Annotated in this window: 19 protein-coding genes; 4 read left to right on the plus strand and 15 right to left on the minus strand. The window is 67.6% G+C overall.

Annotated features, from left to right (window positions below):
• Positions 1-157 precede the first annotated feature (157 nt).
• Entirely contained in the window at positions 158-1870 is a 1713-nt protein-coding gene (locus O5O43_RS13940) for a hypothetical protein (protein WP_271084498.1), read from the plus strand.
• Positions 1871-2212: 342 nt separating this feature from the next.
• Here O5O43_RS13940 and odhB read toward each other — a convergent pair whose 3' ends face one another.
• From odhB to O5O43_RS13985, 9 genes are all read right to left on the minus strand, one after another.
• Positions 2213-3760 carry a 2-oxoglutarate dehydrogenase complex dihydrolipoyllysine-residue succinyltransferase gene (gene odhB, locus O5O43_RS13945; protein ID WP_271084499.1) on the minus strand — a complete coding sequence of 516 codons (1548 nt, stop codon included), beginning with the start codon at positions 3758-3760 and terminating at the stop codon, positions 2213-2215.
• 80 nt (positions 3761-3840) lie between these two features.
• Positions 3841-6843 carry a 2-oxoglutarate dehydrogenase E1 component gene (locus O5O43_RS13950; protein WP_271084500.1) on the minus strand — a complete coding sequence of 1001 codons (3003 nt, stop codon included), beginning with the start codon at positions 6841-6843 and terminating at the stop codon, positions 3841-3843.
• Positions 6844-7124: 281 nt separating this feature from the next.
• Positions 7125-8027, minus strand: coding sequence for a succinate--CoA ligase subunit alpha (gene sucD / locus O5O43_RS13955; protein WP_271084501.1), 903 nt, complete (start codon positions 8025-8027; stop codon positions 7125-7127).
• 12 nt (positions 8028-8039) lie between these two features.
• Positions 8040-8465: a PIN domain-containing protein gene (locus O5O43_RS13960; protein ID WP_271084502.1), complete on the minus strand. Its 426-nt coding sequence runs from the start codon at positions 8463-8465 to the stop codon at positions 8040-8042.
• Entirely contained in the window at positions 8455-8709 is a 255-nt protein-coding gene (locus tag O5O43_RS13965) for a hypothetical protein (RefSeq protein ID WP_271084503.1), read from the minus strand. The genes O5O43_RS13960 and O5O43_RS13965 overlap by 11 nt, the downstream gene beginning before the upstream one ends.
• 56 nt (positions 8710-8765) lie before the next feature.
• Positions 8766-9341 carry a hypothetical protein gene (locus O5O43_RS13970; RefSeq protein WP_271084504.1) on the minus strand — a complete coding sequence of 192 codons (576 nt, stop codon included), beginning with the start codon at positions 9339-9341 and terminating at the stop codon, positions 8766-8768.
• Between the two features lie 2 nt (positions 9342-9343).
• On the minus strand, positions 9344-10534 hold the full coding sequence (sucC, locus tag O5O43_RS13975) for an ADP-forming succinate--CoA ligase subunit beta (protein ID WP_271084505.1): 1191 nt from the start codon (positions 10532-10534) through the stop codon (positions 9344-9346).
• A 227-nt stretch (positions 10535-10761) separates the two neighbouring features.
• Positions 10762-12267, minus strand: coding sequence for an MFS transporter (locus O5O43_RS13980; RefSeq protein WP_271084506.1), 1506 nt, complete (start codon positions 12265-12267; stop codon positions 10762-10764).
• A gap of 117 nt (positions 12268-12384) precedes the next feature.
• Complete coding sequence (locus O5O43_RS13985) at positions 12385-14592, minus strand: TonB-dependent receptor (protein WP_271084507.1); 2208 nt, start codon at positions 14590-14592, stop codon at positions 12385-12387.
• Between the two features lie 179 nt (positions 14593-14771).
• On the opposite strand from O5O43_RS13985, the gene O5O43_RS13990 reads away from it, so the two are divergent.
• The gene (locus tag O5O43_RS13990; protein WP_271084508.1) at positions 14772-15485 is read left to right on the plus strand and encodes a TetR/AcrR family transcriptional regulator; all 714 of its coding nucleotides are present in this window, start codon (positions 14772-14774) and stop codon (positions 15483-15485) included.
• 6 nt (positions 15486-15491) lie between these two features.
• Here O5O43_RS13990 and O5O43_RS13995 read toward each other — a convergent pair whose 3' ends face one another.
• Entirely contained in the window at positions 15492-16025 is a 534-nt protein-coding gene (locus O5O43_RS13995) for a DUF2306 domain-containing protein (protein ID WP_271084509.1), read from the minus strand.
• Between the two features lie 92 nt (positions 16026-16117).
• The gene (locus O5O43_RS14000; protein ID WP_271084510.1) at positions 16118-16543 is read right to left on the minus strand and encodes a DUF2141 domain-containing protein; all 426 of its coding nucleotides are present in this window, start codon (positions 16541-16543) and stop codon (positions 16118-16120) included.
• Between the two features lie 65 nt (positions 16544-16608).
• Between O5O43_RS14000 and O5O43_RS14005 the strand changes: the two genes are divergently transcribed.
• On the plus strand, positions 16609-17379 hold the full coding sequence (locus tag O5O43_RS14005; protein ID WP_271084511.1) for a LytTR family DNA-binding domain-containing protein: 771 nt from the start codon (positions 16609-16611) through the stop codon (positions 17377-17379).
• 38 nt (positions 17380-17417) lie between these two features.
• Here O5O43_RS14005 and O5O43_RS14010 read toward each other — a convergent pair whose 3' ends face one another.
• Together O5O43_RS14010 and O5O43_RS14015 are read right to left on the minus strand one after the other, a co-directional pair.
• A complete protein-coding gene (locus O5O43_RS14010; RefSeq protein ID WP_271084512.1) occupies positions 17418-18884 on the minus strand; it encodes a carotenoid oxygenase family protein in 1467 nt (488 codons plus the stop codon).
• Between the two features lie 89 nt (positions 18885-18973).
• Positions 18974-19390, minus strand: a complete 417-nt coding sequence (locus O5O43_RS14015) for a DUF2141 domain-containing protein (RefSeq protein WP_271084513.1) — start codon at positions 19388-19390, stop codon at positions 18974-18976.
• Positions 19391-19651: 261 nt separating this feature from the next.
• Here O5O43_RS14015 and O5O43_RS14020 point away from each other — a divergent pair, with 261 nt between their 5' ends.
• The gene (locus tag O5O43_RS14020) at positions 19652-19885 is read left to right on the plus strand and encodes a hypothetical protein (RefSeq protein ID WP_271084514.1); all 234 of its coding nucleotides are present in this window, start codon (positions 19652-19654) and stop codon (positions 19883-19885) included.
• On the opposite strand, the gene O5O43_RS14025 is transcribed toward O5O43_RS14020, so the two are convergent.
• Both O5O43_RS14025 and O5O43_RS14030 read right to left on the minus strand, forming a co-directional pair.
• Positions 19882-20280, minus strand: coding sequence for a DUF1801 domain-containing protein (locus tag O5O43_RS14025; RefSeq protein ID WP_271084515.1), 399 nt, complete (start codon positions 20278-20280; stop codon positions 19882-19884). The genes O5O43_RS14020 and O5O43_RS14025 overlap by 4 nt on opposite strands.
• Positions 20281-20312: 32 nt before the next feature.
• The gene (locus tag O5O43_RS14030; protein ID WP_271084516.1) at positions 20313-21992 is read right to left on the minus strand and encodes a beta-lactamase induction signal transducer; all 1680 of its coding nucleotides are present in this window, start codon (positions 21990-21992) and stop codon (positions 20313-20315) included.
• Positions 21993-22027: the final 35 nt, after the last annotated feature.

Here is a 22027-nt window from a genome sequence, read left to right on the forward strand (position 1 = left end):
GACGTCGGGAGCGGTTGAACGCGCCGCAAGCGTAACCGTTCGCCCGTGATCGCGGTGACTTTACGGCCACAGTCGGGCGCTGACCAGATTTGGTTCGCGAAACCGGACCTTAAAGCCTTCGCCCCTAGCCTGCCGCCCAGACCGCAGAAAGCGACCCATGGCCGGACCTGTCCACTACGAGCTCTACGTCCGCAAGACCGCGCCTTCCCCGTGGACGCTGATGCTGGCGACCGAAGAGCGCAAACACGCCGTCGATACGGCCGAGGAAATCCTCAAGGACAAGCACGCCGTCGCCGTCCGTGTCACCAAGGAGACGCTGGACCCCGACACCATGGAGTTCGCCTCCACCACCATCCTGACCAAGGGGGCGCCCGAGGGGCCCAAGAAGCGTCTGGTGTCGGACGACGACAGGTCGTCCAACTGCATGGGGCCGCAGGACCTGTATGCGCCGCACGCCCGCGAACTGATCGGCCGGGTGCTGGAAGACTGGTTGATGCGCAACGGCGCGACGGTCTTCGAACTGCTGCACCGTCCCGATCTGGTCGAGAAGCTGGAGGCGTCGGGGGTCGAGCTTCAGCACGCCTTGCAGAAGGTGGCGATCCCGGAAAGCCAGGCGACCGGACAGGCCTCGCACGAGCTGATCCGCCACTATCAGCGACTGGTGGAACAGGCGATGGAGCGGGTGATCGCCGCCGGGCGCAAGGGGATGTTCCCCGACCTCGCCAACCGGTCGTTGAGCGACGTGGCCCAGAAGCTGACCGGAACGTCGGATCGGGCCTTCGTCATGGGCGGGGTGATATCCGGCGCCCTGATCGGCCTTCGAGGCGCACGGCCGCGTCTGGACCGGCTGATGGATCTGGCGGACCGGGCGCCGGCCGACGGGGCGCCCCGCGCCATGGTCATGGTCGCGATCGAACAGATCGTGTGCGAACTGCTGGCTGCGCGCACCAACCTGTCGGAAATTCTCGGCCCGGCGCTGGATCAGGGCGGCAGCCTGGCCGCCGTGGTGCGGATGGTGGCGCCGCGCGAGATTGAGGCCCTGATCCTGCACGACCCGCGAATGGCGCTTCTGATGCCTTCGGTCGACGGACCTGCGGCGCGGCTGGGGGCGAGGCTGGAGGCCGGGGAGTTGCCGCTTCTGGCGGCGTCGCTGGCCCGGATGGTGCTGCGCGAACTGATGGGTCCGCGCCGGCTGCGGCCTTCGGATGCGCCGGGCGAGATCGACATCCTGCGGACGCTGGCCATCTCGCTGACGGCGACGGCCGGGCGGCTGCTGACGCTGGACGAGGTGCAGACCGCCTTCACCGAACGCTCCAAGAGCCTGGTCACCGCCGACTTCGTCCAGGCCTATGTCGCGCCCTGCGAGACCGTGCTGTGCGAGGCCGAGCAGCTGATCCGCCTGTGCGAGAACGTCACCGGGACCGCGAACAAAAGGTCGGCCGCGCGCTGGCTGGCCGCCTGCGTGTCCTCGCTACGGTTCGAGAGCGAGATGCGGATCAGCTCTCCGACGGCCTCGCGCAAGCTCCAGACCCTCGCCGGGCTGAACCGGTCAGTAAAGGCGGCGGCCCTTTCGGAGAACGACAGCGAACAGATCATGGGCGCCATCGGCAAGGTCGGGGGCGCGGTCGAGGCCGAGGCCAGACTGACCGCCCAGCTGGCTCGCGCGCCCGTCCCCGTGCCGCAGAAGCTCTCGGCCCTGCTGCGGCTGGCCGCGGGCGAAACGGCGCCGCTGGGGCCGGCCTCGGAACGGGCCAAGGCCGAGGCGATCAAGATCTTCCGCGCACCCGAGGCCCGGGCCGCGTTGAGCGCCGCGCCGGAGACGATCGCGCCGCTCAAGGGGCTTATGAAGGCGGCTGGGCTGGCGGCGTGATGCCGCTCCTGCCTGTTCGCCGCTCGGCGAATGGGGAGGAGGCGCGGCCCCGCATGGGGCCGTCACGGAAAAGCCTATCGTGTCATGAGCGGCGCGATCGTCTGCGGCGGCGGATCGGGGAAGGGATCATCCGGATCCATCGAGGCGTCTATTCGAGCCCACATGGATCCGGTTCCGGATGGGTCCTCGCCTTCCTGCGCACGGCCCGACGGCCGCCGTGTGCGAAGAGGCGGGCGGTGTCGGCGACACCGGGAGTCTTGCGAGAACCGGCCACGACGGGGCTTTCGTATCTACAGACAGTAGAGACGCGCTTCCGCCGCTCGCTTCAATCGAACGCTGCTCTCACAGGTCCAGCAGGGCCCGCGCCGGGTCTTCCAGCAGCTGCTTTACGCGGACCAGGAAGGTGACCGCTTCCTTGCCGTCCACGATCCGGTGGTCGTAGCTGAGGGCGATGTACATCATCGGCCGGATCTCGACCTGGCCGTTCACCGCCATGGGGCGCTGGACGATGTTGTGCATGCCCAGGATGCCCGACTGGGGCGCGTTCAGGATCGGCGTCGACATCAGCGAGCCGTAGGTGCCGCCGTTGGTGATCGTGAAGGTGCCGCCCTGCAGCTGGTCCAGCGTCAGGTCGCCGTCGCGCGCGGCCTTGCCTAGCGCTCCGATGCCCTTCTCGATGCCCGCCAGCGACAGCACGTCGGCGTCACGCAGGACCGGAACCACCAGACCCTTGTCGGTGCCGACGGCGACGCCGATGTCATAGTGGTTCTTGTAGATGATGTCCGTGCCGTCGATCTCGGCGTTGACGGCCGGAATCTCCTTCAGGGCGGCGACGACGGCCTTTGTGAAGAAGGACATGAAGCCCAGCTTCACGCCGTGGGCCTTCTCGAAGGCCTCCTTATACTGGTTCCGCAGAGCCATGACGTTGGTCATGTCCACCTCGTTGAAGGTGGTCAGCTGGGCGGCGGTGTTCTGCGATTCCTTCAGGCGGCGGGCGATGGTCTGACGCAGACGCGTCATCTTGACCCGCTCCTCGCGCGGCTGGTCGGCGCGGGGGGCGGCGGTCGGAGCCGGCGTCGCGGCGGACGCAGCCGGGGCCACCGCGGCGCCGATGGCGGCGAGCGCGTCCCCCTTGGTGATGTTGCCCTTCGGACCCGTGGCGGCGATCGCCTTGGGGTCGAGGTTGTTCTCGGCGACCACGCGCTGGACGGCCGGCGACAGGGTGTCGTTCGAAATCTGGGCCGAACCGGCGTTGGCGCTGGCGGCCCTCGGTGCGGGGGCGGTCGGAGCGGATGCCGCGGCGGCGCCCGAACCCGAGACCGAGCCGATGACCTGGCCCGGCGTAACCGTCGCGCCTTCGTCGACCGAGATGGTCAGGACGCCGTCGGCGGGAGCCACGACCTCGAGCGCGACCTTGTCGGTCTCGATCTCGACCAGGACCTCGTCCTTCTTGACCGCGTCGCCGGATTTCTTCGACCACTTGCCGACCGCGCCCTCGGCGACGCTCTCGCCCATCACGGGGATGGTGATGTCCACCGAACCGGCGGCCGCAGCCGGGGCGGCGGCAGGCGCGGGGGCCGGCGCGACGGCGGGAGCGGCCTCAGTCTTGGCGGCCGGCGCGGACGCAGCGGCGGCGGGCGGCTTCGATCCCGCGGCGCCTTCGGTCACCGAGCCCAGCACGGCGCCCGGCGTCACGGTGTCGCCCTCGCCGAACTTGATGTCGCCGAGCGTGCCGTCGACCGGCGCCACGACTTCCAGCGAGACCTTGTCGGTCTCCAGCTCGACCAGGACCTCGTCCTTCTTGACCGGGTCCCCGACCTTCTTCGACCACTTGGCGATCGTGGCTTCGGAGACGGATTCTCCAAGGGCGGGGGTCAGGATATCGGCCATGTGTCGGTTCCGTGCGTTCAGTCTAGGCGGTCATATAGGCCACAACGGCGTCGGGCGGGAGACCGCCCGTCGTCGCTGGTTCAGGCGAAGGCTTCGTCGGTGAAGGCGGCGAGTTCCTTCAGATGCCGGCTCATCAGACCTGCGGCGGTCGAGGCCGAGGCCGGACGACCGACGTAACGGGCGCGTTTCGCCTTCACGTCCATCTTCTCCAGCGTCAGCTCGATCCACGGATCGACGAAGGTCCAGCCGCCCATGTTCTTCGGCTCTTCCTGGCACCAGACCAGTTCGGCGTTGGGGAAGCGGGCCAGTTCGGCCGACAGCGACTTGATCGGCCAAGGATAGAACTGTTCCAGACGCAGGATGTAGACGTCGTTGACGCCCTTCTTCTCGCGCGCGTCCAGGAGGTCGTAATAGACCTTGCCCGAGCACAGGATGACGCGGCGGATGTCCTTGTCGCCCCTGATCGTGACGCCGGAGATCTCGGGGCGCGTCTGGGCGTCGTCATGCAGGACGCGGTGGAAGGACGATCCCTCCGCCATCTCCTTGAGGGTCGAGACCGCCTTCTTGTGCCGCAGCAGCGACTTCGGCGTCATCAGGATCAGGGGCTTACGGAACGGCCGGTGCATCTGACGACGCAGGATGTGGAAATAGTTGGCCGGGGTCGTGCAGTTGGCGACCTGCATATTGTCCTCGGCGCACTGCTGCAGGAAACGCTCGAGCCGTGCCGAGGAGTGTTCCGGACCCTGACCCTCGTAGCCGTGGGGCAGCAGCATCGTCAGGCCGCACATGCGCAGCCATTTGCGTTCGCCCGAGGAGATGAACTGGTCGATCACCACCTGGGCGCCGTTCACGAAGTCGCCGAACTGGGCCTCCCACATCACCATGGTGTTGGGGTCCGACAGGGCATAGCCGTATTCGAAGCCCAGCACCGCCTCTTCGGACAGGGCCGAGTCGATCACCTCGAAATGCGACTGGTCGCCGCCGAGGTTGTTCAGCGGGACATAGCGCTCCTCGGTCGTCTGGTCGACGATGCCCGAGTGGCGCTGCGAAAAGGTGCCGCGCACCGAATCCTGGCCCGACAGGCGGACAGGGAAGCCTTCCGACAACAGCGAGGCGAAGGCCAGGCTCTCGGCGGTGGCCCAGTCGATGTTCTGACCGGTGTCGATCATCTCGCGCCGGGCCTCGTAGACCCGCTTCAGCGTCTTGTGGATGTCGATCGAGTTCGGGATCGTCGTCAGGCGGTGACCGAAGTCCTGGAGCTTGGCCTCCGGCACGGCCGTGTCGCCGCGCGCGTCGTCGCCGTTCGGCAGGGTCTTGCCCTTCCATTGGCCGTCGAGCCAGTCGGCCTTGTCCGCCTTGAAGGTCTTGCCGGCCTCGAACTCCGCATCGAGGAAGGCCTCGAACCGCGCCAGTTCGGCGTCCACCTCGGCCTGGGTGATCACCCCCTCTTCGACCAGACGCTTGGAATAGATCTCGCGCGTCGACGGCAGGGACCGGATCTTCGCGTACATCAGCGGCTGGGTGAAGGTCGGGTCGTCGCCTTCGTTGTGGCCGAAGCGGCGGTAGCAGAACATGTCCACCACCACGTCCTTCTTGAACTTCTGGCGGTATTCGGTGGCCACCTTGGCGGCGAAGACGACCGCTTCGGGATCGTCGCCGTTCACGTGGAAGATCGGCGCCTGGACCATCAGGGCCACGTCCGACGGATAGGGGGTCGAACGGCTGTTACGCGGGCTCGTCGTGAAGCCGATCTGGTTGTTGATGACGAAATGCATCGTCCCGCCGGTGCGGTAGCCCTTCAGACCCATCAGGGCGAAGCACTCCGCGACCACGCCCTGGCCTGCGAAGGCGGCGTCGCCGTGGATCAGGACAGGCATGACCTTGGACCGATCCAGAGCCCACTGGCTTTCCGGCAGACCCTTGTTGGCCTCGCGGATGTCGAACGCCTGTTTGGCGCGCGCCTTGCCCAGCACGACCGGGTTGACGATCTCCAGGTGCGACGGATTGGCCGTCAGCGACAGGTGGACGGAGTTGTCGTCGAACTTCCGGTCCGACGAGGCGCCCATGTGGTATTTGACGTCGCCCGACCCCTCGATGTCGCTGGGCACGGACGAGCCGCCCTGGAACTCGTGGAAGATGGTCTTGTAGGGCTTGCCCATGACGGCGGCGAGCATGTTGAGGCGGCCGCGGTGGGCCATGCCGAACACCATCTCGTCGACGCCCAGCGCGCCGCCGCGCTTGATGATCTGCTCCATGGCCGGGACCATGGCCTCGCCCCCGTCCAGGCCGAACCGCTTGGTGCCGGGGAAGCGTTTGTGCAGGAACCGCTCGAAGCCCTCGGCCTCGATCAGCTTGTTGAGGATGGCGATCTTGCCTTCCTTGGTGAAGCCGTTCTTCTCGAAGGCGTCCGCGCCCTCGAACCGCTGCTGCAGCCAGGATTTCTCCTCCGGCTCGGCGATATGCATGAACTGGATGCCGATATTGCCGCAGTAGGTGCGTTTCAGCACCGCCATGACCTCGCGGATCGTGCCGGTCTCCATGCCCAGCACGCCGTCCAGATAGATCGGACGGTCCAGATCGGCCTCGGTGAAGCCATAGAACTCCGGCGTCAGCTCGGGATTGTTGGTCGCCGTCTCGATACCCAGGGGGTCGAGCGTCGCCTGCAGGTGGCCACGCACGCGATAGCTGCGGATCAGCATCAGGACGCGGATGGAATCGTGGGCGGCGGCGCGAACATCGGCGGCCGAGACCCCGGCGGCGGCAGGCTGGGCGGCGGCGGCCGGAGCGGCGGCGGGTTTCGCCTTCGGGTCAGGCTTGGGCGCCGGCCAGCGGCCGTCGAACACGCCGGTCTCTTCGGTCGGTTCGGTGACGCGCGAGCGGCCCCAGGATCCGGCGGCGGCCGAGGCCTGCACCGTCGCGGCCGAGTCCCGCAGCTGGTCGAAGAAGCCGCGCCATTCGGCCGAGACGCTGGACGGATCGGTCGCCCATTTGTCGTGCAGGTCTTCAATGAAGGCGGCATTGGAGCCGTAGAGGAAGCTGGTCTCGGCAAAGACCTGATTCAGCCGACCGGCATCGTCCGCCATGGTATCGTCGTCCCGACATCGGCCTCGGGTTTCTGAGCGGTCACATCCGCGTGAGGCCGGCGCGGATCATATAGGCGCTGTTTCCTTGTGGGTCATGACCGAACCGGGGCGAAGGGCGAAGAAATTGGCTGTTTCGCCAAAGAAAAACGCCTCCGGCGCGGGCCGAAGGCGTCTTCCCTGTCATTCCGCCGCACGAACGATGCCGAAAGCGGCGGATCGCGCTCCGTCGCTCAAGCAGAGAGCCGCCGCGCGGCGAGCGTTAGCGACACTAGCAAAGAGCCTTAGCCCTTCAGCACTTCAACCAGCGTCTTGCCGAGGCGCGCCGGCGATTCCGACATCTTGATGCCGGCGGCCTCCATCGCCGCGATCTTGGATTCCGCGTCGCCCTTTCCGCCCGAGACCACGGCGCCGGCGTGGCCCATGGTGCGGCCCTTGGGCGCCGTGCGGCCCGCGATGAAGCCCGCCATCGGCTTCTTGCGGCCCTTCTTGGCCTCATCGATCAGGAACTGGGCGGCGTCTTCCTCGGCGCCGCCGCCGATCTCGCCGATCATGATGATGGAGGTGGTTTCCGGGTCGGCCAGGAACAGCTCCAGCATGTCGATGAACTCGGTGCCCTTGACCGGGTCGCCGCCGATGCCGACGGCCGTCGTCTGGCCCAGGCCTTCGTTGGTGGTCTGGAACACGGCCTCATAGGTCAGGGTGCCCGACCGCGACACGATGCCGACCGAGCCCTTCTTGAAGATGTTGCCAGGCATGATGCCGATCTTGCACTCGTCCGGCGTCAGGATGCCGGGGCAGTTCGGGCCCAGCAGGCGCGACTTGGAGCGGTCGAGACGGGCCTTCACCTTGACCATGTCCAGCACCGGGATGCCTTCGGTGATGCAGGTGATGAAGGGCACTTCGGCGTCGATCGCCTCTATGATGGCCGCCGCCGCGCCCGACGGCGGGACATAGATCACGCTCGCGTCCGCGCCGGTCGCTTCCTTGGCTTCGGCGACCGAGGCGTAGATCGGCAGGGTTTCGCCATGCGAACCCGTCCAGTTCGTGCCGCCCTTGGTCGGGTGCACGCCCGCCACCATCTGGGTGCCGTGGTAGGCCAGGGCCTGTTCGGTGTGGAAGCCGCCCGTCTTGCCGGTCAGGCCCTGGACGATGATCTTGGTGTTCTTGTCGACGAGGATGGACATGGGGTCTCTCGATTAGGCGGGAAGGAAAGGATTTTCGACCCGGACCGACCCATAGGTCTGCCCGTGATTGAGGTCTTCGGAATACAGGACCCGCGCGCCGATCTTCTCGGCCGCCGCGATGATGGCGCCGTCCCAGTAGGACAGCTGGTAGCGTCGGGCGTTGTCTATGCCGGCCACCACAATCTCGGACGTGATGGGCTGGCAAGGCTTGAGGGCGATGACGCGGATCCACTCGCGCGCCTCATCGGACGTCAGCGGCGGCGCGCCCTTGCGCGTGGCGACGTCATAGAACTCCGCCAGAACCTGTCCCGAGGTGCAGTAGTCCTCGGTCAGCGCAATTTGACGCGCACGGTCCCACCGATGTCCGGCATGGTCCTGACCAAGCGCGGCATAGAGCAGGATGTTGGTGTCGAGAAAGACCTCGGGATCAGCGATCAAACCGACGATCCCCGCTGTAGATCTCGTCGCGGCTGCCCGGCCGCCAGTCGCCCATCCGGCCCTTGGATTCGTCGATAAGCTTCAGCAGCGCCTCGCGCGCCTCGTCCTTCGTCGTTTCCTGCTGCACCCACTGGGTCAGGAAGCCGCGCACCGCTTCGTTCACGGTCGTTCGCTTCATGGCCGCCAGAACCCGCACCTTGTCGAGCAGGTCGTCGTCGATGGCGAGGGTCAGATTGCGGGTCACGGGCCAAACTCTACACGGGTTATGTGGACCACACAATCCGTGGAGCCGTGCGCCCCCTAATCGAGGCGCGGCAGGAAATACATCAGGGTCGATCCATTTCCGCTCTGATCGATGCCGACCAATCGCATCTGACCGGTTGCGGCCATGGCGATGAACTGGGCGTCCGACAGGCTGCGGCTGGGCGCTCGTCCTTCGGGGGTCTGAAGCCAGGCATAGGCGTCCAGACCGGCGCCGCGCACCCGTTCGAACCCCATGGCCTCGCGCAACCGCGCGTTCAGGGCGCGGTGATCCGTCGGCCGGGCCGAGACGCCGCAGAACTCCATCACGACATCCTCGCGACCGACGCGCCGATTGATCCGTCCCGTCAGGATGATGCTCATGTCGGCGGCGTTCGACCGCATGAAGCCCGCGCGGTCGGAGCTGTTGCGCAGGCGCGGAACCATGCTCTCGGGCACCGGGGAATAGCCCGCCTCGGCCGCGAGCTCGGCCGCGCGCGCCCGGTCGCCCTGGGCGGCCACGCAGACCGAGTTCAGGGTGGAGATCAGATCGACGGGGTCCGGCGCAGGCGCTGTCTGCGCCCGCGCTCCAGTCATCATCAGGGCCGCCGCCGCGAGGACGAGCAGGCCGGGCACGATCAGCCGACCGCCGCGACGATCTTCTGCGCGGCGTCATCTAGGTCGTCGGCGGCCTGGATGGTCAGGCCAGACTCGTTCAGGATCTTCTTGCCCAGTTCGGCGTTGGTGCCTTCCAGACGCACGACCAGCGGCACCTTCAGGCCCACTTCCTTCACGGCCGCGACCACGCCCTCGGCGATGACGTCGCACTTCATGATGCCGCCGAAGATGTTGACCAGGATGCCCTGGACGGCCGGGTCGGCGGTGATGATCTTGAAGGCCGCCGCGACCTTCTCCTTGCCGGCGCCGCCGCCGACGTCGCAGAAGTTGGCCGGCTCCTTGCCGTACAGCTTGATGATGTCCATCGTCGCCATGGCGAGGCCGGCGCCGTTGACCATGCAGCCGATGTTGCCGTCCAGCGCGACATAGGCGAGGTCCCACTCCGAGGCCTCGATCTCCTTGGCGTCTTCTTCAGTCTCGTCGCGCAGGGCCTTGATGTCTTCGTGGCGGAACAGGGCGTTGCCGTCGAAGCTGACCTTGGCGTCCAGCACGCGCAGGCGGCCGTTCTCCATGACGATCAGCGGGTTGATCTCCAGCATCGACATGTCGGTGTCGAGGAAGGCCTTGTAGAGGATCGGGAACAGGCTCTCGCCGTCCTTCGCCGCGTCGCCGTCCAGCTTCAGGGCCGCGTTGATTTCGCTCACGTTGGCGGGCGTGACGCCGGCTTCCGGAGCGATGTCGATGGTCTGGATCTTCTCGGGCGTATCGTGGGCGACGGTCTCGATATCCATGCCGCCTTCGGTGGAGACGACGAAGGACACGCGGCCCGTGCCGCGATCGACCAGCAGCGAGCAGTACAGCTCGCGGGCGATGTCGGCGCCGTCCTCGATGTACAGGCGGTTGACCTGCTTGCCGGCCTCGCCCGTCTGGGCGGTGACCAGAGTGTTGCCCAGCATTTCCTTGGCGTGGGCGACGGCTTCCTCGACCGAGAAGGCCAGGCGGACGCCGCCCTTGGCGTCGGCCGGCAGTTCCTTGAACTTGCCCTTGCCGCGGCCGCCGGCGTGGATCTGTGACTTCACGACGTACAGCGGGCCGGGCAGGGATTTCGCGGCGGCCTCGACCTGGTCGACCGAGGTGACGGCGACGCCTTCGGCGACCGGGGCTCCGAAGCCCTTGAGGACCTGCTTGGCCTGGTATTCGTGAATGTTCATGGATGCGCCCAACGTCTCTCGAGGAGGAATTGGTCGCGCTTATAGGCGTGGCCCCTTCGCAGGTGCAACCGTCTCGCAGACAAGCTTTGGCGGTCTTTGCCGCAGCCGCCGGCGCGTTCGGCGTCGTCGGCGGGCTTTGCCGTAACCGGACTCACCGAAGACTGCGGTGAATGCGTGGGCGAAATCACCGGCTTTGGCAGGGACAGCCTAGCCGAACTCACCGCGAACTAGTCGATCCAGTCACGCTTCAGCGTCCGCGACGCCCCGAACAGCAGCACCGCCGCCATCAGGTAGAAGCCCATGCCCGTGTAGATGGCCCAGCGCAGGCTCTCCTCGCCGAAGCGGGGCGCCAGAAGGTCGCTCATCCAGCCGAAGTAGAAGAAGCCGACGGCGATCCCCAACAGGTTGTTGAACAAAAGGAAAATGGCCGAGGCGGTCGATCGCATCGGGGCCGGCGCCAGATGCTGAACGGCCGCCGTGATCGGACCCAACCACGCCAGGTTCAGACCCGTCGGGATCAGGAAGATCAGGAAGGCCAGGATCAGCTGGGCCGAGTTCGACCCGCCGCCCGGCAGGACCAGACCGATCAGCCAGGGCGAGTTCATCGCCGCGATGAAACACGGGGCCGAGATGATGAAGGCGATGGCGGGCGTCAGCGGATAGGCGCCCTTGCCCTTCTTGGCCAGCTTGTCGGCGATCATCCCGCCCAGCCAGATCCCCATGAGGCCGCCGATCAGGGCGATGCCCGAATAATACCAGCTGGTCTGGGCCAGGGTCAGGTTGAAGCTCCGCATGAAGAACAGCGGCAGCCAGCCCGCCACGCCGTAGCCGCAGACCGAGGACGACGCCGCTCCGAACGCCAGCAGCCAGAAGCTGGGCTTGGGCATGACCACCGAGGCCGTCTTCTTGGCGATCCAGAACGAGACGCCGATGACAAAGGCCAACAGCCCGCCGAAGGCCAACACCAGGGCGTTGCCGACCGCGACGCCGGCGAACTGATTGAGGGCGGCCAGGATCAAACAGCCGGCGCCGAGGCCCAGCATGATCAGGGAGGCGGCGCGGCCGACGCGGTCGGACACGCTTGTCGGCGCGACAGGCGCGGGGTCGACGGCTGCGACCTTGGCCGCATCCGTGCCCCCGCGTACCGGGTCCTTGATGGTCAGGCGCAGCAGAGGAGCCAGCAGCAGGCCCACCAGACCCACGGCGATGAAGGCCGTACGCCAGCCGTAGGTCGCCGCCAGCAGCCCTCCGACCAGCGTGCCGGCGGCGGTGCCCAGCGGGATGCCGAAGGCGAAGCCGGCCAGGGCCCGCGCGCGCTGGCTGGGCGGGAAATAGTCCGCGATCAGGGAATAGGCCGGGGCCACCCCGCCCGCCTCGCCCACACCGACCCCCATGCGGAACAGGAACAGCTGGCCGAAGGAGCCCGCCACGCCGCACAGGGCGGTGAACCCCGACCAGACGGCGAGCGCCCCGGTCATGATCCAGACCCGGCTGGCCCGGTCCGCCAGCGCCGCGAGCGGAATGGCCAGGGTGGAATAGACCGACGCGAAGGCGATGCCGCCCAGAAGCCCGAACTGGCTGTCCGACAGGCCGAATTCCGCCTTCAGGGGGGCGGCCAGAATGCCGATGATCTGGCGGTCCAGAAAGTTCAGCATGTAGACCAGGACCAGGATCGCCAGGACGTAATACCTGTAGCCGGGCTTGATCGGGGCGGCCGTCGTCGCGTCGGTCATCTGGGTTTCCTCTGGACTCTCGTTCCTTGCCCGGACCGTAACCTTGGCCGCGCGAGGTGCAAAAAGAAAAGGGCGGCGGCTCCTTCGAACCGCCGCCCCAGTCGTCTCATGGGTCGCCTAGTAGCGGACCGTCACCGACGCCGAGAAGGTGCGCGGCGGGCCGTAGAAGGCCGAGATCGAGTTGTTGAAGCTGGCGCCGGCGAAGTTGTAGCCGCCGACCTTGTATTCTTCGTCCGTCAGGTTCTTGCCGGTGAGGGCGACCTGGTAGTGGCCGCTCGGCGCGGTCCAGACGGCGGCCAGATCCACCAGGGTGTAGGCGCCCTGGTCGAGGATCGGATCCGGAGCGTCGAACAGGTGGTAGTCCGAGCGGTAGGACAGCGACGGGGTGATGTTCAACTCGCCGCCGCCGACGTCGCCCGTCCAGGTGACCGACCAGAAGCCCGACCAGTCGGGCGAGTTCTGGGGCTCGCGGGTGTTCGAGATATCGACCGGCGCGCCCGTGACCAGGGTCACGAACTTATCGAACTCATTGTGCAGGTAGCCGATCGAGAAGTTCGACGTGATGCTGTCGGTGATGAAGGCGCGGCCTTCGAACTCGAAGCCGTAGATGGTCGAGGCGCCGGCGTTGTCCACGACCGAGGCGATGCCCGTGGCCGGCGGGGTCGCGACCTGCTGGGTCGTGATCTGCTGGTCCTTGTAGTCCGAGTAGAAGACGGCCGAGGCGAACGACAGGCGGTCGTCGAAGGCGTTGCCCTTCAGGCCCAGCTCGTAGGTGGTGACCGTCTCAGGCTGGTAGCCGTTGACCGTCTGGGGCACCAGGGCGGCGTCGCCCCTCATGTCCCAGCCGCCCGACTTGAAGCCCTGCGAGATCGAGCCGTAGCCGGTGAGGTCATCGGTCAGGTCATACGAGACGCTGACGCGCGGCGTGAACTTCTCGAAGGTGTCATCCGCCATGTAGTTGGTGCGGGTCGCGAAGATCGGACGGGCGGCGCCGCCGGTCAGGGGCGAGCGCGTGGCGCCGAGGTAGAAGAAGCGCTGAACTTGGGCGTCCTTCTTGTCCTGCGTCCAGCGGCCGCCGACCGAGGCGTGCAGGCGATCCGAGAAGTCGTAGCTGAAGTCCGCATAGGCCGAGAGCGACTCGGTGTTGACATAGCCGGCCGCAGCGATCGTCAGGCCGAGGTTGCCGGCGATGGTGTCGAACACGCCCGAGGACTCGCCATCGAGATAGAACAGGCCGGCGACGCCGGACCAGTTGTCACCCTGGAACAGGGCCTGGAGTTCCTGGGTGAACTGGTTGTCCGAATAGATGGCTGGAACGTCCAGGAACGGCAGGGGCGTCTGGTCGAAGTCGATGACCGTGGCGGTGTCGCCGCTGCGCCAGGCCGAGATCGACTTCAGGGTCAGGCTGTCGTTGACGGTATACTCGACCGTGACGGCCGTGCCTTGGGTCTCGACTTCCTGGTTGCCGACGATGCCGGCGTTGGTGTCGTAGATGCCGGCTGGAGGCGTGTAGCCGCCGGTCGTCGAGTTCACTTCGCGGTGGCCGTGACGCGGGGCCGAGTCATCCTCGACGCGGTCCCAGGCGAAACGCACGAACAACTGGTCGGTGGGGGTCCACTCGGCGCTGGCGCGATAGGCGGTGACGTCCTTGTCGTACTGCTCTTCGCCGGTGAACAGGTTGGCGCCGAACCCGTCGCGGTCGTATTTGGCGAAGGCGCCGCCGACGGCGAAGGTGTCGCCCAGCGGCAGGCTGGCCGAGAGCAGAACGTCGCGCTGGTTGTAGCTGCCGACCGTGCCGCGCCCCATGACCTCGAACTCGTCGCCGAGGCGCTTGGTCACATATTTGATCGCGCCGCCGATCGTGTTGCGGCCATAGAGCGTGCCTTGCGGACCGCGCAGGACCTCGATGCGGTTGACGTCGAAGATGTCGAGCACGGCGCCCTGCGGGCGGGCGACATAAACGTCGTCGATGTAGAGACCCACGCCCGGCTCGAAGCCCCAGAGCGGATCCTGCTGGCCGACGCCGCGGATAAAGGAGATCAGAGTGGAGTTCGAACCGCGCGCGATCTGGACGGTCGCGTTCGGGGTCTGCTGCTGCAGGGCGGTGATGTCGGTGGCGCCCGTGTTTTCCAGCTGTTCCGACGACAGGGCCGAGACGGCAACCGGAACGTCCTTCAGTTGCTCGTCGCGACGACGGGCGGTGACGACGACGTCGTCCAGCGCGGTCTGGTCGTCCTGCCGCGCCACGTCCTGGGCCACGGCCATCGAGGAAGCCGCGCTCCACGCAGCCCCGGCCAGCAGCACGCTCTTCATGACTCTGTTCATGCGAAACCCTCTTCCAATGATGTTTCCAGCCGAGACGCTTTTATTCAGCGTTCGATGATTTTCGCGGAAACTGACGATCTTTGGCCCCGGTGTCAAACGGCGACGCTTCCGCCGGGGCACGTGGCGGCCTGTCTGTGGCGCCGTTGCACCGAACGGATTTTTCATGGCTAGCTGAATGGATGAGCAAGCTGGACGTCGAGAAGCCGGTTCCTGTCGCCCCCGCCCGTCGCGGGCGCCCCCCCAAGGTCAAGGCCGAGGGCGCAGGCGGCGACACCCGCGAATCCATTCTGGACGCGGCCGAGGATCTGTTTTCGAAACACGGCTTCTATGGCGTCACCATCCGCGAGGTGGCGCGCGAGGCCGGCGTCGATACGGCCCTGGTCCACTATTATTTCGGGGCAAAGCGGGACCTGTTCGACGCGGTCTTCCTGCGTCGGGCCGAAGTCTGGAACAACGAGAGGGTCGAGGCCATCAACCGCTACGCCCTCGCCAACGCCGGTTCGATGACACTGGAGGGGCTGCTGCGCGCCTTCCTGGAGCCGCCGTTCCAGTGGTCGCTGAAGGGCGGGCCGGGCTGGAAACATTATTCGGCGCTGGTCGCCCAGACCAACGCCAACCCGGCCTTCGGCGGCGAGACCATGGCCCGCTATTTCGACCCGGCGATCCGGCGGCTGATCGAGCTGGTCAAGGCGGTCCTGCCCAAGGCCAGGGAGGTCGATCTCTACTGGGCCTACCACAACCTGTCGGGCGCCCTGACCCTGACGCTTGGCGAGACCGGCCGTCTGGACCGCCTGTCGGGAGGGCTGTGCCGCTCCGGCGATCTGGAGACCGCCTGCGACTACATGGTCCGCTTCGCCTCGGCCGGGTTCCGGGCCGTGTGCCCGCAGGACTGAGGCCGGTCAGCCCAGGAAGACGCGCCACAGGCTTCGGCCCGGGAAGAAGGTCAGCATCCCCGCAATCACAAGGGCGCCGACGAACAGCCCGGTCATATGCCGACGATGCGCGGCCATATCGTGCCGGCGCGCGGCATAGAGGCCCAGCGGAAGGATCACGAGGCTCCAGCCCGACAGAATGTGAATCCAGGAGAACCCGCCTGGATTGATGTTGTGAATGAACAGCGAGCTGACGGCGACCGTCGCCATCAGTCCGGCCCAGAGCCAGCCGAGCCGCCGATGCCATGTCGCGCCCTTGACGCCCGTAAGCTGGACGAGGCCAAGGACGAAGGCGGCGAGCGCCGATCCGACGTGCAGTTGCAGAACACCGGTCTGCTGGCTCAGCCAGCGCCATTCCGGGGCGTGCGGGCGCAGCGGCAGCCCTCGCTGCGGACCCCACACCAGGAGCGCGTACAGCAAAACACAGCCCGCCACCGCCACGATCAGCCAAGGGATCGAGGCGCGGAAAGGCGTCGGGCGGGGGGAGGCGAGAGCGGTCATGTCGGTCCTTTCGAGGGACCCATCCTGCGCCGGTCAGGGCGGCGGCGAGCCGGGCCCTTCGTCAACGGCCATGCCGCCTTCGCCGATGAACACTAGCGAAGCGCGAAGGCCTGCGTGGCTCCTGAGGCCGGCAGGTCGAACGCCGCCTCGGCGAACGACGGCGGACCGAACCGGCCGCGTGCATCCCTGGAGAAGCCGTAGGCCTCCTTGGGCAGGCCGATGGGCCAGAGCGACAACCGCCCGTTCGCGTCGGTGTCGTGGAAGGCGGCGACCGCGTATCGACCCGGGGCGAGGCCGGGAATGACCACCGTGGTCAGCGCCCCGGCGCGCGGTACGGTCCGGGTCGCGACAGGCCGCTCGTTGCGGCGAAAGCTTTCGGCGTCGCGATAGACGGCGATGGCCAGGGACCCGCCGCTCCCTCGGCTCGACATGGTCAGGGTGAGGTCGGCGGCCTCGGCCACGGACGGTGCGCCGGCGAGAAGCGTCGCCAGGGCGGCCATCACGATTGCCAACTTCATCGAAGCGCTCTTTGGTCTGTGAACCTTCGACTCACAGACCATATGCCGAGGACCTTCGTCCAGTCATGACAACGACCTCCGCCCTTCTGTCACGACCTTCGACGCTGAGTCTGTTGCGCGGACTGGCGATCGCTGCGGCGGCGGGCGTCGTGCTGGCCCTGGTCGGCGCCTTCGGCAGCGGCAATGCGCCGATGGGATTGCGACTGGCCTACTGGGTTCCAGTGATGCTGGCCGGCGCCGTCTGGGGACACATCTGTTCCTTGCTGATCGAGCGCTGGATCGACATCGACGCGCGACCCTGGCTGGGCGTCGCAGCCCTGACCCTGGCGATCACCGGGCCCGTGTCGCTACTGGTCTGGTGGGTCACGGGCGTCGTGTTCGAGGGTCGCGCCTATCACGCCCACGCCCTGCCGCTGATGCTGGGGCCGGTCTTCATTGTCACCCTGGTGATGAGCGCCATCAATGTGTTCGTGTCCAAGGCCCAACCGATCCAGACCCATGCGGCCCCGGTCGGCGCGGCGCCGGCCCGCTTTCCCGACCGCCTGCCGATGAAGCTGCGGGGCGCCGCGATCCGCGCGGTCCAGGCCGAAGACCACTATTTGCGGATTCACACCGACCGGGGCTCCGACCTGATCCTGATGCGCCTGTCCGATGCGCTGGAGGAGCTGGAGGGCCTGGAAGGCTCGCAGACCCACCGCAGCTGGTGGGTGGCCAGGGACGCGGTTCGCGACGTGGCCCGGGGCGACGGCCGCGCGACCCTGACGCTGGACGGCGGCGTCACTGCCCCGGTCAGCCGGAGGTATGCCAAGGCGCTCAGAGACGCAGGCTGGTACTGAGCCCTTCTCCCTCCCCTCAGGGGAAGGGAGACAGCGTCTTACCCCCGCCACGCCCCATGGAAGCCCGCCGGCAGCGCCACATCCGCCCGCCAGGTCGCGACCGGCCCGGCCTCGACCGAGGCGACATCGAACACGTGCAGCTCGGTGACCCCTTCCGCCAGATTGATCGACGGCGCGACCAGCCAGGCGTCGCGTTCCGCCGAGGCGCCGGGCTTCGGCACGAACACCGCCTCCTCCATGATCTGGTCGTCGCCGAAGCTGAAGGCGTGGCTGCGGCCCGTCTTCCAGTCCTGTACCGCCAGTCCGTTCGGCAGGGGCCGGCCGCCGCGCTCGCCGGCGACATGCACCGTCAAGCTCCGCTCCAGACCGGCCCGGCGGGGGTCGCCTTTAGGAAACTCCGCCGCGACGCCCGATGAGGCGATCTCGGCTCGACCGTTCGGGTGGAGGGTCACAAGCTTCAGCACGCTGGGCTGACCCGGCACGGTTCCGCGACCGGCGACCAGGACACGCGCCCCTTCGATGGCGAAGCTGTTGTCGACATTGGCGGCGACATCGAAGCGAATCGCGCCGTCCGTGTCGACCCAGCCGTCGCCCAGGTGGAAGAAGCCGAAGGTCGGCAGTTCGTAGATCCGCCGGGCCGTCAGATCGGCCTTGTCGACCACCAGAACCTGGGTCCCCATCTCGGGTTTCCAGGCGAACTGCGTCGCGAAAGGCATGCCCCGGTGGTCGAAGACCCACGGCTGGAGCACGAAGACCAGGTGCCGCTCGGTCGCCGTGAAGTCGTGCAGGTACGAGGCGCGCGGCAGGCGGAGGACCTGGGCGTCGATCAGCGAGCCGTCGCCGTTCAGATGCCAGACGACGGCCTGGTCTCCGCTCATGCCCACGTTCCACACGGTGCCGTCCGGGGCGAAGCGCGGATGGGCCTGGAACGGCATGCCCTTCAGGTCGTCGCGCAGGGTGACGAACCGGTCGGTGGCCAGGGTCTCAGCGTCCATCCGCAGCGGCGAACCGCCTTCCCACAGGGCCCAGACCTTGTCGCCCGTGACCATGACGGCCGTGTTCGCGGCGTTGGCGTCATCGGGCGAGCCGATCCGGGCGCGGGCGTCGCCCGCCGTGCCGAAGCCTGGGGTCACGACGGCGTCGAGCGCGGTCTCGGTGCGGCGCTTGGGTGTATCGGCGAAGCGGGCGGCCAGGGTGACGCCGCCATCGCTCATCGTGAACGACCGCATCAGACCGTCGCCATCGAACCAGTGGGTGGCGCTGCCGCCCGGGCGACGGAACTTGCCCGGCCCGTTGCGGAACAGGGTCCCCTCCAGCCCTGCCGGCGTCCTTCCGTGGACCAGTCGCATGGCGCGAGGCGCGATATCGCCTTCCAGGTCGGCGGTGGCCAGGGCCCAGGGGGCGGCGACTTCCTGGGCGATCGCGGCGCGGACCATCTCGGGCGTGGCGACGGCGGCGGACAGGGCGGCGGCGCCCATCAGGAAATGGCGGCGGGAGGGGGTCATGTCGATCTCGATCGGAAGAGGAAGGAAACGGGGCTGAGGCGGCAGGCGACCGCGTCGCCTGCCGCCTCAGCCCTCTTCAGGACTGACGATCAGCGGATGCTGATCGTCTGGGCGGTAGCGCCATCGACCGTGAACTTCGCGCGGTCCCACCCGGCCGGGCCCATGTTGCCGACGGCGTTGTTGGAGAAGGCATAGGGCTCCACCGGCATGCCGAAGGGGTTGGTGTCCATGCGGCCGTTGCCGTTCAGGTCGTGGAAGGCCTTCACCCCGTACTCGCCGGCGGGCAGGCCCTCGAAGGTGACGCTGTGCTCTCCGGCCGCGACATCGACCATGGCGACGCGAACCGGCTGGCCGCCGCCGTAGGTCGCCTGATCGTAAAGGGCCACCATGACCTTGCCGGATGCGGCGGCGGTGTCAAAGGTCAGGGCGACGCTGGCGTCATCGGCGGCGAAAGCCGGAGCGGCGAACAGGAAGGCGGCGGCGGCGATCAGGGCGGTGCGGATCATGGCGGTAGTCCTTGTCTGGAAGAGGCCCGTGTGAGCCTCGTTGGGGGTCTCGATGTCCCGACCCTCGCCCTGTCGCGCTCCGGCCGCCACCGGACTTGCGGCGATGGACGGCGGGGCTTCGTGAACGGCGGCGTGCGGCCGTCCGCGATACGCGAACGAACACCTGCCGCAGGGTCGCTGCGCGAACGGACAGGTGGCCAGTGAAGCCGTTTGGGCGCAGGATGCGTTTCGGGGCTGACGTTCCCGTCCGGAGATCTGCCGATGACCGCGCGTATCCTTTTTTCGTCCATCGTCCTGGGCGCCGCCCTGGCCGCCTCTGCCTGCGCCAGCGGGCCGCGTTCCCATTCGACCTACAGCGAGGAGCTGGCCCAGCTCACCGCCGACTGCCGCGCGCGTGAGGGAATCCTCAGTCCCGTCGGCGGCGGAACCACCGGCCGGCCTCAAACGGACTATGTCTGCGAGATCCGGGGCGCGACCCGGCTGCCGCGCAACTAGGCTTTCGCCTTCGCGGCGTTGGCGGCGACCGCCTCGCGCATCAGGGCCTTGAACGCGGCCTCGTCGATACGCTCGCCCTCCTTGAGGTCGATGGCCCGTCGCGTGCGGCCGCCGAAGCCCGCGTTGAACAGGCCGGTCGGATCGGCCAGGGCAGCGCCGCGCGCAAAGGTCAGTTTGACGTAGCCCTTGTAGACCTCGCCGGTGCAGAGGATGCCTTGGCGCTCCCACACCGGGACGCCCAGCGGGTTCGTGATCTTCTTCCACTTCACCGTCTCGACGACGTCGGGAACGGCCGCATGAATCAGACCCCGGAGATGCGACAGGGTCGCGCCGCGCCAGTCACCCAGCCCCGCCAACTTGGCGTCGATTTCTTGTGTGGCGGCGAGGTCGTTCATGCGATCAGTTCCGGCGCGACCTGGGACTCAGACTATCGGGCCAGCTTCTTGGCCTCGAAGCCCAGCCGGACCCACTCGATCAGGACGAAGACGATGGCGACAACTCCCATCCACGCGGCGATGACGAACATCGGCGCATAGCCCCGGGCGTCGATCAGCTCGCCCAGCGCGCCTCGTCCGAGCGTGCCGATAAGGAGCGCCAGCGAGATGAAGACCGCGAACTGCACGGCGCCGAACGTCTTGTTCGACAGGGCCGAAAGGTAGGCGACGAAGGCCGCCCCCGCGAAGCCGCCGGCGATGTTCTCGCCCGCGATGGCCAGCATCAGCCGGGCAAGAGGCTCGTGAACCCCGATCGCGCCGAACAGGGAATAGAGGCCCGTCGCAGACATGAAGGGTCCGATGGTCGGAGCGCCCAGCGCCAAATCCATCATCAGAAGGTTGGTCGCCGCCGACAGGATGGCGCCGATCAGGAGGCTCCACATCCGTCCGATGACCAGCAGGGCCCATCCTCCCAGGGCGATGCCGACGATGGTCATGAAGACGCCGAAGGTCTTGGACGCCAGCGCCACCTCCGCCTTGGTGTGACCCAGGGCCCCGCCGGTGTCGCCCATGTAGAAGGGGAAGGCGAACGGGCCCCAGACGCCGTCGGTGATGCGATAGGTCAGGATCAGACCCAGCACGATGACAGCGCCCCAGCCCAGCCGCCCCATCAACTCGACCAGAGGCGCCAGGATGGCGTCGTAGAAGGTGTCGGCCAGCTTAGGCGCGCCCAGGGTCTCGACGGCGGTGGCCTCGCGGCCCTTCCACACGATAAGGCCGGCCAGGGCGGCGGGCAGGACGACCGTCGCGCCGACGATCCACGGACCCCAGGAGGCAGTGAACTCGCCCGCGCTGGGCGCCGGCGAGGTGGTCAAGGCCGTGACCATGAAGTTTATCAACATATACGCCGCCCATGCCCAGGCGGCGAGCGTCGCCACCAGGACGGCCAGACGCAGGTTCGGCGAGCCGCGACGCTGTTTGGCGACTGCGGCTCGCGATGACGGCTGGGGCTCGGGCGCGATCAGAGTGCCGATCAGGCCCAGCCCCATCAGGAGACCCGCCGTCAGGAAGACGCCCGGCCAGCCGATGGCGGTCGCCAGCAGAAGCGACCCGGCCCCGCCGACGAGGGCGGCCGTGCGGTAACCGAGCTGATAGATGGTCGACAGCAGGTCGATCGGCGTCTTCTCGTCCGCGACCTCGATCCGCCAGGCGTCGATGACGATGTCCTGGGTGGCGAAGGCGAAGGCCCCGAGCGCCGCGCCCAGCGCCAGCGGCCCCAACACCCCCGCGCCCGGGTTCGACGCGGCGATGGAGGCGAGGGCCAGGCCGATGACGATCTGAAGCACCAGAAGCCAGCTGCGCCGGCGGCCGAACCGCTTGCCGATCACCGGCGGTGTCCATGCGACGGCCGGGGACCACAGGAAGCGGAAAGCGCCGAACAGGCCGATCCAGCTCAGGATGCCGATGGTGGCCACCGGAACCTCGACCTCGGTCAGCCAGGCGTTCAGCGTGCCGATCAGCATGGCGAACGGCAGGCCGGCGGAGAAGCCGAGCAGCAGCATGGCCAGCGTCCGCCGCTCGCGGAAGGCGACCTTCAGAACGGCCAGGCCCTTGGGCTTGACGTCGATCTCGGCGGGCGTCGCTGCGGGCGGCGTCTGGGATGTTTGCGTCATTGCGGGAGCGGCCTCTCTCTCGAAGGGTCGCCGAT

Source organism: Brevundimonas sp. NIBR11 (assembly GCF_027912535.1).
GTDB lineage: Bacteria > Pseudomonadota > Alphaproteobacteria > Caulobacterales > Caulobacteraceae > Brevundimonas.